At 51.8% G+C, this 13,960-nt stretch carries 9 protein-coding genes and 1 pseudogene; 3 read left to right on the plus strand and 7 right to left on the minus strand.

Features of this window, described 5'->3' with window-relative positions; all coding sequences use genetic code 11:
• Positions 1-9 precede the first annotated feature (9 nt).
• Positions 10-633 carry a hydrogen peroxide resistance inhibitor IprA gene (gene iprA / locus ACLJRU_RS03645; RefSeq protein WP_000950242.1) on the minus strand — a complete coding sequence of 208 codons (624 nt, stop codon included), beginning with the start codon at positions 631-633 and terminating at the stop codon, positions 10-12.
• Between the two features lie 85 nt (positions 634-718).
• Positions 719-3,604 (minus strand): annotated as a pseudogene (locus tag ACLJRU_RS03650) (autotransporter outer membrane beta-barrel domain-containing protein).
• A gap of 512 nt (positions 3,605-4,116) precedes the next feature.
• Between ACLJRU_RS03650 and hemB the strand changes: the two are divergent.
• Positions 4,117-5,091, plus strand: a complete 975-nt coding sequence (gene hemB / locus ACLJRU_RS03655) for a porphobilinogen synthase (RefSeq protein ID WP_000130730.1) — start codon at positions 4,117-4,119, stop codon at positions 5,089-5,091.
• Between the two features lie 106 nt (positions 5,092-5,197).
• On the opposite strand, the gene prpE is transcribed toward hemB, so the two are convergent.
• The 4 genes from prpE to prpB all read right to left on the minus strand — a co-directional run bounded on the left by prpE (position 5,198) and on the right by prpB (position 10,793).
• A complete protein-coding gene (gene prpE / locus ACLJRU_RS03660) occupies positions 5,198-7,084 on the minus strand; it encodes a propionate--CoA ligase (protein WP_001539265.1) in 1,887 nt (628 codons plus the stop codon).
• Between the two features lie 40 nt (positions 7,085-7,124).
• Positions 7,125-8,576: a bifunctional 2-methylcitrate dehydratase/aconitate hydratase gene (locus ACLJRU_RS03665; RefSeq protein ID WP_001272705.1), complete on the minus strand. Its 1,452-nt coding sequence runs from the start codon at positions 8,574-8,576 to the stop codon at positions 7,125-7,127.
• 37 nt (positions 8,577-8,613) lie between these two features.
• Positions 8,614-9,783: a 2-methylcitrate synthase gene (gene prpC, locus ACLJRU_RS03670; RefSeq protein WP_000132750.1), complete on the minus strand. Its 1,170-nt coding sequence runs from the start codon at positions 9,781-9,783 to the stop codon at positions 8,614-8,616.
• 122 nt (positions 9,784-9,905) lie between these two features.
• Positions 9,906-10,793: a methylisocitrate lyase gene (gene prpB / locus ACLJRU_RS03675; RefSeq protein WP_000052229.1), complete on the minus strand. Its 888-nt coding sequence runs from the start codon at positions 10,791-10,793 to the stop codon at positions 9,906-9,908.
• Positions 10,794-11,058: 265 nt separating this feature from the next.
• Here prpB and prpR point away from each other — a divergent pair, with 265 nt between their 5' ends.
• Positions 11,059-12,684 (plus strand): propionate catabolism operon regulatory protein PrpR, encoded by a 1,626-nt coding sequence (gene prpR, locus ACLJRU_RS03680; protein WP_000205263.1) that lies wholly within the window; start codon positions 11,059-11,061, stop codon positions 12,682-12,684.
• Positions 12,685-12,819: 135 nt separating this feature from the next.
• Here prpR and yahO read toward each other — a convergent pair whose 3' ends face one another.
• A complete protein-coding gene (yahO, locus tag ACLJRU_RS03685) occupies positions 12,820-13,095 on the minus strand; it encodes a DUF1471 family periplasmic protein YahO (protein WP_000848026.1) in 276 nt (91 codons plus the stop codon).
• A gap of 231 nt (positions 13,096-13,326) precedes the next feature.
• Between yahO and ACLJRU_RS03690 the strand changes: the two genes are divergently transcribed.
• On the plus strand, positions 13,327-13,959 hold the full coding sequence (locus tag ACLJRU_RS03690; RefSeq protein ID WP_000433131.1) for a LysE family transporter: 633 nt from the start codon (positions 13,327-13,329) through the stop codon (positions 13,957-13,959).
• Position 13,960: the final 1 nt, after the last annotated feature.

Genomic DNA, 13,960 nt, shown 5'->3' on the forward strand with positions numbered 1-13,960 from the left:
ACCTTTTTGTTAATATTCGGAGGGCAAACGGTTAATACTGATCAGTTTGCCTTTATTCATTTCAATGTAATTACCCTTACGCAGGGCCGCGAGGACTTCCGCCACCACCGATCGCGATACGCGCGTTCGTTGATGGATATAATTCATAACACCAATACGTGAGCGAAGTTCTTCATCCCACTCAATCATTGTCATTAACGTCGCACGAATCTGGTCGTAAGAATTATTACCAATGAGCTGCTTGTCACGAAGCTCCAGTACCTGACTTTTCCATACTATCCAACAGAAGGCTTCACGCCACAGTTGGTTCTGCTCAATGATGGCGAGAGTTTGTGATGATGAGAGGCGATAACCGATGCAACCGCTCTCCGCAATTAATTTATATTGTGCCTCTTTTTTCGCCACACCATCGGCTAAGCCGAAAATAAAGGGGGCCTGCACAATACCAATAAGAACTTTATCACCCCGAACTAACGAAACAACCCCCTCTAAAATAACAAAGGTATGGGTATTACTTTCATCAGGTGAACAGATAATCTCTTTATCATTAACAAACTCGAAACGCGTACCATGCTTAGAAAGGCATTTATCGAGTCTGTAGAATTCCTGTAGTGGCTTGCTTAAAGATAACATATGCATTCCTTGCAATAATGCCCGTCAAGTCCTTGACGGGCATTTTTCAGTTTAAATTACCTTTATTTCTCCTGAGAGAAAATGATTACCAGGTATATTTAACACCAACGTTTGCAGACCAGTCTTGATCAACATCACCGCCGCCGAGGTAGTTAGCATCGGTGTAGGCGCTGAAGTTCTTCGTGAAGCTGAACTGAGTACCCAGACCAACACGTACCGCAGAACCTTCTACGCCGTTGTCGATAGAGTCGCCGTTTACGTCAGCATCGTTGTTGGAGTCGTCGTAAACGTAAGCCAGTTTGAAGTACGGGGTCAGCGCCTGATCTTCGCTGTAAGTGAAGGTATAACCTGCATCTACACCGAGTTCATAACGCATGCTGTCGTAAGACTGACCGTCAACTTTCATGTCGTTGCTCAGCTGGTAGTCGTCGCCGGACTGGAACAGACCGGATACGCTGCCGTAAGGCGTTACGTAGCCTGCATCACCCAGCTTCAGATCATAACCCAGTTTCAAGCCGAAGCCCCAGGCGTCAGAAGAGGTGTTGCCGTCAACGTAAGTACCGTCGCTCATGTTAGCAGACAAATCGTTGTTGAAGTGAGAGTAGCTTAAGTTACCGTCAACAAAGATGTTGTTTGCGAAACGAGCGGAAGAGTAGATGTAGGCAGACTGGCTGTCCTGATCCACCTGACCGGTACGATCGCTCAGATCGCCTTTCGCGAAGCCTGCTGCCGCACCAACGATCCACTTAGCGTTGTTACCGTCAACTTTGGTATCAACACCGACCATGATGCCATTAACATCCTGATCGTAGTTAATGGTGCCGTTGTCGCCGTTGAAGTTACCGCCGAAGTAGCTTACCCATGCGCCGCCGTTATCCGCCAGGCCATGACGAGCGTTGGTCAGACGAGTACCAACGGTGTCTTGTTCCAGGTTCCAGATATTGGTGTTCGCAGAAGGAATGCTCAGCGCCATGTTAGCGTAGTCGGTCAGTTCCATCTGTTCCAGCACGACAGTGTTGCCTTCCTGCTTAGCCTGATAGGTGTAAGCACCCAGGTCAGCTTTGTTTGCTGCAGAGAAGGTAGCGTCGGTGTTTATGTCATTGACATAAATCAGCTCGTTACCTTTGTAATCCGCAACAGAACCGGCACCAGTAGCGTTGTCGATGCGCACTTTATAATTACCAGTGGCCGCTACAACGTTGTCAGTGGTGCTACTTGCATCAGTCTCGTCACCATTGTTGATATCGCCGTTACCGTTGATAGTCAGATGACCATCAGAGTTCATCGCGACAACGCCGTAACCGTAGTTAGCCTGAGTGGTATCCCAGGTACGGTCGTTCACCAAATCGGCATTTAGGGTATAGTCATTGCTATGAATGTTGAACACACCAGCATAAACATTGCCATTATTATCCGCAACGTTACTGCTAGTCAGTTCTAACGTATCAGTATCAATGACGCTATCTGCGTTTGTATTGTTGGTTTGAATATCTAACATACCACCGTGAGTTACGGTAATAGTATTAGCATACAGTGCATCATCACTCCATGCACTGCTGACATCATCAGCCGAAGTAACTGTACTGAAAGTATCAACGGTCAGGTGATCAGTATCAACGTAGCCACCTTCCCCGATGTTCATAGCTGAACCACCGTTTAGAGTAATGGTATCAGCGGTTAAATTGGAGCCATTAGCGACATCAACCTGAGAGCCGCTATTTACTGCTAAGGTATCTATTACAGATGTTTTTGTGGTATCCCACTCAGATCCATTATTCAAGCTGACGTCAAAGATACCGCTCTGGAAGGAAGCAGCACTATTAACACGTCCCCAGGCATCATAATTAGTCGAGTCTGGATCTAAGCTATTGGCATCAACATCATAGAATTGCACTGGATCCATTGACTGTGAATAATTAACCGCCGCACCAACTCATTTAGTGTTATTCAGGGTCAATGTCAGGTGATCAACGTTTTGATCATCATCTGCCCAACCACCATTCGTATAGACAGTAGTGGAATCATCGACTAAACGGCCATTAGAATAGAAATTATAATTCCAGGAGCTCTCAAGGACGACATCCCCCAGTAACTGCGAGTCGGTAAACGTAACGTTGTTTACCATACGGTAATTTGAATAAGGATCGTCAACAAAAGCTAAAGCAACATCATCTTTATTCCAACCATTGCCATTATAATCGCTTGGTTCACTTGAATTGCCAAAATGGCCTTGTTCCTCATCTTCGGACCAGGAGCCTGAAGTTACAGTTGAATTCGCTACGTTAATAGTGTTATCCCACTGATGTGCTTCGGTTGTATATGTTGAATTGCCAAGATCATTTTGGTAAAGAGCAATACCAGCCACATGAGAATTGTTAGTAATATTAATATTACTTTCAACATCAAGGGTTATAGCAGTGCCTAAACCAGCAGTAACCAATTTGTCATAATCGGTTTTGACTGTTTTTCCATCAGAATCGAGATAGGTATCAGTGAAGTAAAACGCCTCAAAGTCATCATCGATTGTAGAATTAGAAATATTTAGATTAAAAGTATCATCATCAACCCAATCATGGGTCGTATAATCACTACCGTTAGTCCAAACATATTGACCGTAGCCCATCTGGTAAGAAGTAATCATACCATGAATGGTTGAGTTGGTAACATCCAATGTATTCGCAGTATCATTGGCGTAATCATGATTCAGATAATAAGTTGAAATAACGCCATTTACAGTGTCACCAGTAAATTTTGTATCAAAATAGCCGCTATCACTAGCTGGGGTGTTGTAGACATAACCACCATAAGTTAGATAGTCATGGTCGTTGGTATCATCCCAGCCAAAAACAGTGGCCGCATCGTCATGGTACCCAAAAGTATCGTATGTAGTAGCATTCGCCTGAGAAGTGATTGCCAGAGTGCAAGCCAATGCTAATTGTGAGACTACAAGTTTCTTTTTCCAGGAGTGCATTTGTCATCCCTCCTCAGGGACGTAATATAGTTGATCCATCAATTATCAATGCATAAAAACATATAGATGTTTAGCAAGGAGGATTATGCGGTGTCATTGCTAAAAGGTTCAATTATTCTTTATCCTCAGTCCGGATTCGGACATGAATTAAAAGGACGTAATAAAAGGAAAATTTATAATTGAAAAGCATTCTTTTTCATGGCCTTACAAGAAAATAAAAAAACAAAACACATATAAGATAAATATGGATTAAAGAAAAACAAAATAAACATGAATAATGTTGAAACCCACATTTACTTAAATGACGATGAAATAAAACTAAAAACAACGTAAAACTAATTCTTATTTAAAATGATATAGTGCCTGAGGTATTAATCTTCGGTATATAAAAGAAGCGCCATGTTCTGCCGCCGCCGGGGCTGCGCCTGCTACGTTAAGGACCGTTTTCGTAAAACATCTGCCTGCAGATTCAGGTATACTGGGCCTTCGATTCCACAAACATCAGGCAGACCATGACAGACCTTATCCATCGCCCTCGCCGCCTGCGCAAATCCGCTGCGCTGCGCGCTATGTTTGAAGAGACAACACTTAGCCTGAACGACCTGGTGTTGCCGATCTTTGTTGAAGAAGAACTCGACGATTACAAAGCTATTGATGCCATGCCCGGCGTAATGCGTATCCCGGAAAAGCAGCTGGCGCGAGAGATTGAACGTGTCGCAAATGCTGGCATTCGTTCCGTTATGACCTTCGGCATTTCTCACCATACTGATGACACCGGCAGCGATACCTGGAAAGAAGACGGCCTGGTGGCAAGAATGTCCCGCATCTGTAAGCAAACCGTGCCGGAGATGATCGTTATGTCCGACACCTGCTTCTGCGAATACACCTCGCACGGCCACTGCGGCGTATTGTGCGAACACGGTGTGGATAACGATGCGACGCTGGCCAACCTCGGCAAGCAGGCCGTTATCGCGGCGGCGGCTGGAGCAGATTTTATTGCGCCCTCCGCGGCCATGGATGGACAAGTCCAGGCTATCCGCCAGGCGCTGGATGCCGCCGGTTTTACCGATACGGCAATAATGTCCTACTCCACCAAGTTCGCCTCTTCTTTCTACGGCCCCTTCCGTGAAGCAGCGGGCACCGCGTTAAAAGGCGACCGCAAGACGTATCAAATGAATCCGATGAACCGCCGTGAAGCGATTCGCGAATCACTGCTCGACGAAGCCCAGGGCGCGGATTGCTTAATGGTGAAACCGGCCGGCGCGTATCTGGACGTGCTGCGTGAAATCCGCGAACGCACAGAGTTGCCGCTTGGCGCTTACCAGGTGAGCGGTGAATACGCCATGATTAAATTTGCTGCTATGGCTGGCGCCATCGATGAAGAAAAGGTCGTGCTGGAAAGTCTGGGCTCGATTAAACGCGCCGGCGCCGATTTGATTTTCAGCTACTTCGCACTGGATCTGGCTGAGAAAAATATTCTGCGTTAATTCTGTTACAGGGCGGCGCGCTGCCGCCGCCCTTTCCCGACTTTACACCCCACTATTCAGTCGCTGAGCCTGACCCGTTGCCGAACGCGGCTTATACGGCTTACGGCTATTCCTCGATCGCCTGGCGAATTTGCTGCAACGACGCGGGATCGTCAATGGTTGTCAGATCGCCCGGATCGCGGCCTTCGCAGATCGCCTGGATCGTGCGGCGAAGCATCTTTCCGGAACGCGTTTTGGGGAGCTGCGAGACAAACCAGACATGCGCCGGACGACCAAAGTGACCGATCTGGTTGTCCACCAGCGCCATAATCGCGTTTTCCTCGTCGCGCGCCGCCTCGCGATCCGCCAGCGTATCGCTCTGCTTCGGAATGACAAACGCCACCGCTACCTGCCCTTTCAGAGCGTCTTTTATCCCCACTACCGCCACTTCCGCTACGTTCGGGTAGCTGGAGATACTTTCTTCTATTTCTCGCGTCCCCAGCCGATGACCCGCAATATTAATCACATCATCGGTACGGCCCAGAATAAAGTAATACCCCTCGGCGTCGCGGATTCCCCAGTCGAAGGTGGCATAAACCTGACGGGCAAACAGCGACCAGTAAGTCTTCACAAAACGCGCATCATCGCCCCAGATAGTCTGAATACAGCCCGGCGGCAGCGGCCCTTCGATCACCAGCATGCCTTTTTCATTTATGCCGCAGGGCTCGCCGGTGACCTCATTGAGTAACTGGACGTTATAACCGTACATCGGCACACCGGGACTTCCCAGACGCGACGGCCTGTCATCCAGCGCGCGGGCCAGCGCCATGATCGGCCATCCGGACTCCGTCTGCCAATAATTGTCGATAACCGGTACGCCCAGCGTCTCCGTCACCCAACTGGCCGTCGGCTCGTCCAGCGGCTCACCGGCCAGATAAAGCGCCTCCAGCGAGGAGAGATCGTGATTGCGGATTTGCGCCGTCGGGAATTTTTTCAGCACGCGAATCGCGGTCGGGGCGGAAAACATCCGGTTAACCTGGTATTTCTCGACAATTTTCCACCAGACCCCGCAGTCCGGGTACGTCGGCAGTCCTTCGTAAACAATAGTCGCCATGCCTGCCAGCAGCGGCGCGTAAACGATATAGGAGTGGCCGACGACCCAGCCGATATCCGATGCGCAAAAGAATACGCCGCCCGCCTTGCCGCCAAAAATGGTGTCCATCGAGGTTGCCAGCGCCACCGCATAACCGCCGACGTCGCGCTGGACGCCTTTCGGTTTGCCGGTAGTGCCGGAGGTGTAAAGAATGCACGAGGTTTCATTGGATTCCAGCCACGCCACCGGCACGCTCGCGCCGAGATGCTGCTGGCGCAACGTGGCAAAATCCAGATCGCGCCCATCCACCCACGCCATTTTCGCCAGCCCTCTGTCCACCAGCAGAACGTGTTTCGGCTGATGCTGCGCCTGCGCAATAGCGTCATCAAGCAGCTTTTTATACGGCAGGATTTTACCGCCCCGCGCTCCAGCATCCGCCGACACAATCAGCGCCGGTCTGGCATCGTCAATGCGCGCCGCCACGCTGTGCGAGGCAAAACCGCCAAAGACCACCGAATGGATCGCGCCAATGCGCGCACAGGCCAGCAGGGTTATCTGCGCTTCGGCAATCATCGGCATATAGACCAATACGCGATCGCCACGCTGCACGCCCAGCGACAGCAGCATGGCGGCCACAGCGTTGACTTCATCATGCAACTGGCTGAAGGTAAATGTGCGCTCTTCATCGGTCTCTGATGAGACGGCAATCAGCGCCAGCGCCTCCGGCTGTTTATCCAGCCAGCGGTCAACGGCGTTATGACATAAGTTAGTGGTGCCGCCGCAAAACCAGCGGGCAAACGGTGGACGGCTATGATCCAGCGTCTGCGTAAACGGCTGTCGCCAGTCGATACGTCGGGCCTGCTCGGCCCAGAACGCCTCCGGTTCGTTAATGGAACGCTGATAAAATTCGCTAAAAGACATCACGCTCTCCTGTTGAACTTACGCCTTACTGCTGGCTGGTTCAGATGACATATAAATCGAGGTATTCGTTAACCGGCATCTGCTCCAGGCGGGCTCTGTCCAGGGAGACATCCAGAATGCGTTGCTGCTGGCGAGTCGGGAACTGACGCGCCAGGTTAATTTTAAATTTTTCGATAAGCTTCGGAATACCGTCGGCGCGGCGACGCGCATGACCAATCGGATACTCCACGACAACCTCGCCAAAGCGTGAGCCATCAGTAAACTCCACGGTGATCGCATTGCCGATAGCACGTTTTTCCGGGTCGTGATAGTCGGCGGTAAAAGCCGGGTCCTCATAACACACGATTTTCTCGCGCAGGGCGTCAATACGCTTGTCCTGCGCCACCTCGTCTTCATAATCCGCCGCGGTTAACCGTCCGAACAGCAACGGCACGGCGACCATATACTGGATACAGTGATCGCGGTCCGCCGGGTTATTGAGCGGGCCTTTTTTATCGATAATGCGAAGACAGGCTTCGTGGGTGCGGATGGTCACTTTCTCGATATCCGCTGCCGTTTTACCCGCGGCCTGCATCTGCTCATACAGCGTCATCGCCGCTTCGACGGCGGTTTGCGAGTGGAATTCTGCCGGGAAAGAAATTTTGAATAGCACGTTTTCCATCACGTAGGAGCCGTAAGGGCGCTGGAAACGGAACGTTTCACCTTTGAATGAAACGTCGTAGAAGCCCCAGGTTTTGGCGGTGAGCGCCGAGGGATAGCCCATCTCGCCGGTTTTCGCCATCAGCGCCAGACGTGCCGCGCGCGAAGTCGCATCGCCCGCCGCCCAGGATTTGCGCGTACCGGTATTCGGCGCATGACGATAAGTGCGCAACGACTGGCCATCCACCCACGCCAGCGATACCGCGTTGAGGATCTCATCGCGCGTCAGCCCCAGCATTTCAGCGACCACCGCGGTCGAGGCCACTTTGACCAGCAGCACATGATCAAGCCCGACACGGTTGAAGGCGTTTTCCAGCGCGATGCAGCCCTGAATTTCATGGGCTTTGATCATCCCGCTCAATACCTGTTTCATGGTCAGCGGCGCTTTGCCGGCGGCGACGGCGTTGCGTGACAGCCAGTCCGCAATCGCCAGAATACCGCCGAGGTTGTCAGAAGGATGGCCCCATTCGGCGGCAAGCCAGGTATCGTTAAAATCGAGCCAGCGGATCATCGCGCCAATGTTAAAGGCTGCCTGTACCGGATCGAGCTGGAACTGGGTGCCCGGCACGCGTGCGCCGTTGGGCACCACCGTGCCTGGCACGATCGGCCCAAGCAATTTTTTACAGGCCGGGTATTCCAGCGCTTCCAGACCACAGCCAAGCGTGTCGAGCAGGCAGTAATGCGCAGTGTCGTACGCCACCTTTGAGGTGATCTCGTAATTCATAACGTAATCAACGATATCAACGATTTCACGGTCAAAGTCTGGGCGAACGTTCGAAATATGTGCGGACATAGGGTACAACTCCTGTTTTTATATTTAGAGGTTTTAATTAGCAACGCTTTTCGATCGGCACAAATACGCGATCTTCCGGGCCGGTATAATTGGCGGAAGGACGAATAATCTTGTTGTCCTGACGCTGTTCAATAATGTGCGCCGCCCAGCCGGTAACGCGGGCGATGACAAACAGCGGGGTGAACATTTCGGTAGGGACGCCCATCATGTTGTAGGAGACCGCCGAAAACCAGTCGAGATTCGGGAACATCTTTTTGGTCTCCCACATCACCGTTTCCAGACGGTCGGCGATGTGGTACATCTTCAGCGAGCCGCCTTCTTCTGAAAGCTGTTTCGCCACCCGTTTGATCACCTGGTGGCGCGGGTCGGCGATGGTGTAAACCGGATGTCCAAAGCCAATCACCACCTCTTTGTTTTCCACGCGTTTACGGATATCCGCCTCTGCCTCGTCCGGTGTTTCATAACGCTGTTGAATTTCCAGCGACACCTCATTCGCCCCGCCGTGTTTCGGGCCGCGCAGCGCGCCAATCGCACCGATAATCGCGGAGTAGACATCCGAGCCGGTCCCGGCAATCACCCGACTGGTAAACGTCGAGGCGTTGAACTCATGCTCGGCGTACAGCACCAGCGAAATATGCATCGCCTTTTCCCAGCTTTGGGTTGGCTTTTCACCATGCAGCAGATGCAGGAAATGGCCGCCGATGGAATCATCGTCGGTTTCCGGCTGAATACGTTCGCCGTTGTGGCTGTAGTGATACCAGTAAAGAAGGATAGAGCTGAGCGAGGCCAACAGCTTATCGGCAATATCGCGCGCGCCGGAAACGGTATGTCCCTCTTTTTCCGGCAGGGTGCAGCCCAGCGCGGAAACTCCGGTACGCATCACGTCCATCGGGTGCGAGGCCGCCGGTAACGCTTCCAGAACGGTACGGACATTGGCGGGTAATCCGCGCAGCGCTTTTAACTTGCTTTTATACGCGTTCAGCTCGTCGCGGGTCGGTAATTTTCCGTGGATCAGTAAATGCGCGACTTCTTCAAATTCGCAGTGCTCCGCCAGATCGAGAATGTCGTAACCGCGATAGTGCAGATCGTTACCGCTTTTTCCCACGGTACACAGAGCGGTATTTCCGGCAGGTACGCCGGAAAGCGCGACCGATTTTTTAGGCTTAATGACATGCGTGTTGTTTTGCAGGATCGTCGTGTCTGTCATATTGTCCTCGTCATTATTGTAATGTGTAGGGTATTGAGGCGTGTAGGCCGTACCGTAGGCGGGATAAACGTAGTGCCATCCGGCATTGCCTGATGGCGGCTTCGCCTTATCAGGCCTACAGGCTACGATTTTTTATTCCTGTACAGCGCGTCCAGCTTCTCTTCGAACTGGTAGTAATTGATGCTTTCGTACAGCTCGTTGCGGGTCTGCATGATGTCGATCACGTTCTTTTGCGTCCCTTCCTGGCGCAGCACGGTATAGACTTTTTCTGCGGCGCGGTTCATGGCGCGAAACGCCGACAGCGGATAGAGCGCCATCGCCACGTGTGCGCTACGCAACTCGTCGGTCGTAAACAGCGGCGTCGCGCCAAACTCAGTGATGTTGGCGAGGATCGGCACCTGCGCCACGTCGGCGAACTGGCGGTACATCGACAGTTCGGTGATCGCCTCCGGGAACAGCATGTCTGCCCCCGCGTCCACGTAAGCCTGCGCGCGATCGAGAGCCGCCTCCAGCCCTTCCACCGCCAGCGCATCGGTACGCGCCATGATCACAAAGTTCGGATCGGTGCGCGCATCCACTGCCGCCCGAATTCGGTCTACCATCTCCTCTTTCGAGACGATCGCTTTGTTTGGACGGTGTCCACAGCGCTTAGCGCCAACCTGGTCTTCAATATGCAGCGCGGCGGCACCCGCTTTGGCTATGGACTTTACCGTCCGCGCGACATTAAAGGCGGAGGAGCCAAAGCCAATATCCGCATCTACCAACAGCGGCAGCGGACAAACATCCGTGATGCGCCGGATATCGGTTAACACATCATCCAGCGTCGAAATCCCCAGATCCGGCAGTCCGAGCGAGCCCGCCGCTACGCCGCCGCCAGAAAGATAGATAGCCTGATACCCGGCCCGTTGGGCCAACAGAGCATGGTTGGCATTAATAGCGCCGACAATTTGTAATGGATTCTCTTTAGAGAGCGCGGCGCGAAATGCCTGCCCCGGCGAATGTAAAGACATACCTCGTCCTCATGTTAGTAAATTGTTATTCAAGATGTATTCACCAAAGCAAAGGCTATGCCAGGCAAAGAGGCAGCGAGAAAATTAAATACAATGAGATTTAAAAACAGGTAATTACAGTAATGCCTGTTATGAATAAGCGCGATTAAGGGAAAAGAAAAACGTGTCAGCTAACGTTTCATGAAACGAATCCCCCCGTTTCATTGCAACATTTATGAAACACGTTTAAAACAAAAAATCGCCCCTTAAAGATGAGCCTACTGCGATGACGACTGCTCACAGCGCTCCGCGCGATAATAGCGATAAACCGGTGATCTGGACGGTCTCCGTAACGCGTCTGTTCGAACTGTTTCGGGATATCAGCCTGGAATTCGATCATCTGGCGACCATCACGCCTATTCAACTCGGCTTTGAAAAGGCGGTGACCTACATTCGCAAAAAACTGGCGACCGAGCGCTGCGACGCGATTATCGCGGCGGGTTCGAACGGGGCCTATTTAAAAAGTCGCCTGTCAATACCGGTGATCCTCATCAAGCCCAGCGGATTCGATGTATTACAGGCGCTGGCGAAAGCGGGAAAGCTCACCTCGTCTATCGGTATCGTGACCTATCAGGAGAGCATTCCGGCTTTACTTGCCTTTCAGAAAACGTTTCACCTCCGTCTTGAACAGCGAAGCTATGTCACCGAAGAGGACGCGCGCGGGCAAATTAACGAACTTAAGGCCAACGGTATTGAGGCCGTCGTCGGCGCGGGATTAATTACCGATCTGGCGGAAGAGGCAGGAATGACCGCCATCTTTATTTATTCCGCGGCGACCGTTCGTCAGGCTTTTCATGATGCGCTGGATATGACCCGTCTGACACGGCGCCAGCGCGTGGATTACTCATCCGGCAAGGGATTACAAACCCGGTATGAACTGGGCGATATACGCGGCCAGTCGCCGCAAATGGAGCAGCTCCGCCAGACGATTACGCTCTATGCCCGCTCCCGTGCGGCAGTGCTGATTCAGGGGGAAACAGGGACCGGAAAAGAGCTGGCGGCGCAGGCGATTCACCAGACGTTTTTTCACCGCCAGCCTCACCGTCAGAATAAGCCATCCCCTCCCTTTGTCGCCGTCAATTGCGGCGCGATTACCGAGTCGTTGCTGGAAGCGGAACTGTTTGGTTATGAAGAGGGTGCGTTTACCGGTTCACGACGAGGAGGCCGGGCGGGGCTGTTTGAAATCGCACACGGCGGCACGCTGCTTCTGGATGAAATCGGCGAAATGCCCTTGCCGTTACAAACCCGACTTTTACGCGTACTGGAGGAAAAAGCCGTCACTCGCGTCGGCGGACACCAGCCGATCCCGGTGGATGTCCGGGTGATCAGCGCTACGCATTGCGATCTGGATCGGGAGATAATGCAAGGACGTTTTCGCCCCGATCTCTTTTATCGCCTGAGTATTCTGCGTCTGACGCTTCCTCCTTTGCGCGAGCGGCAGGCTGATATTTTGCCGCTCGCGGAAAGCTTTTTAAAACAGTCGCTGGCAGCGATGGAAATTCCGTTTACCGAATCGATACGTCATGGATTGACACAGTGTCAGCCGCTTTTGCTGGCCTGGCGCTGGCCCGGTAATATTCGCGAACTGCGTAATATGATGGAGCGCCTGGCGCTTTTTTTAAGCGTCGATCCCGCGCCAACGCTGGACAGGCAATTTATGCGGCAGTTATTACCTGAGCTTATGGTGAACACAGCAGAGCTGACGCCTTCAACCGTGGATGCGAACGCGTTACAGGATGTACTGGCGCGCTTTAAGGGCGATAAGAGCGCCGCGGCGCGTTATCTGGGGATTAGCCGCACCACTCTGTGGCGTCGTTTAAAAGCTGGTGCCAAAGACCAGTCGGATAATTAAGACAAATGACCGCGTCCTGAATGCCTGATGGCGCTACGTTTACTGCAGGCCGTCATCCGGCAAAACGGATGCCGGTTGCCAAGAATAAATATACCCGCCGGAAACCCAGGCGGGTATTTTTATGATGCAACGCTTTTATTTCTTTTTATAAATATCAGCCGTACCATGAATTTTATTTTCTGTCTGCCCGGACGTCAGCACCACCACATCCGCCCCTTTTTCATCCGCCTTTTTGATTAAATCTTCTCTGGCGTCCAGCGGCGACATTTCCCCGGTGGTGGAAATCGTGCCAATTTTCGTGTATTCGGAGGCGACTTTATCAAAGTCCGTTTTTTTCATGATTTCTGCGGCATAAACGTTTGTCACGACAAACGCTAATGCGCCAAGCATAACCTTGTAGCCAGTTTTCATAGCAAAACCCTCGTTTTATTATTACGCCATCATCGCTTTATCAGAACAAAAAGGCCGTTCGGACTGATTAAATAAGTAGTGTAGATTGCTGGAAAAATCCAGTCAGCCCCCGCTCAGTCGGCGTAACAACGCGGATTAAAACGCCCCTGCTTTGTGATCTCACTCGCAATCATCTGGTTTGACTATTAATAAGATGAACGTTATTTCTTGAGGCTATGGGAAGAGTTGTCTATGGAGCCGTTTCATGCCGTTGTGCTTACCGTCAGTCTGTTTGTGTTAACCTTTTTTAATCCCGGCGCGAATCTGTTTGTGGTGGTGCAAACCAGCCTCGCATCAGGACGCCGGGCGGGAGTCATCACCGGCCTGGGCGTCGCCACGGGAGACGCCTTTTATTCCGGGCTGGGGCTTTTCGGTCTGGCGACGCTCATTACGCAATGCGAAGCGGTATTTTCTCTTATCAAAATTGTCGGCGGCGCCTATTTATTATGGTTCGCCTGGAACAGTATTCGTCACCAGGCGACGCCGCAAATGAGCACGCTCCAGACGCCAATTGCCGCCCCGTGGACAATTTTCTTTCGCCGGGGATTAATGACCGATTTATCCAATCCGCAAACCGTACTGTTTTTTATCAGTATTTTTTCCGTAACGCTTAGCGCAGAAACACCCACATGGGCAAGATTAATGGCCTGGGCCGGAATTGTGCTGTCATCCGTTATCTGGCGTATTTTTCTCAGCCAGGCCTTTTCGCTTCCCGCAGTCCGCCGCGCTTATGGGCGTATACAGCGCATTGCCAGCCGTGTTATCGGCGCCATTATCGGGATGTTTGCGCTCAGACTTCTCTATGAAGGCGTGACGCACCGCTAAT

The sequence above is a fragment of the Salmonella sp. SAL00653 genome (assembly GCF_046552515.1).
In the GTDB taxonomy this organism is placed as follows: domain Bacteria; phylum Pseudomonadota; class Gammaproteobacteria; order Enterobacterales; family Enterobacteriaceae; genus Salmonella; species Salmonella enterica.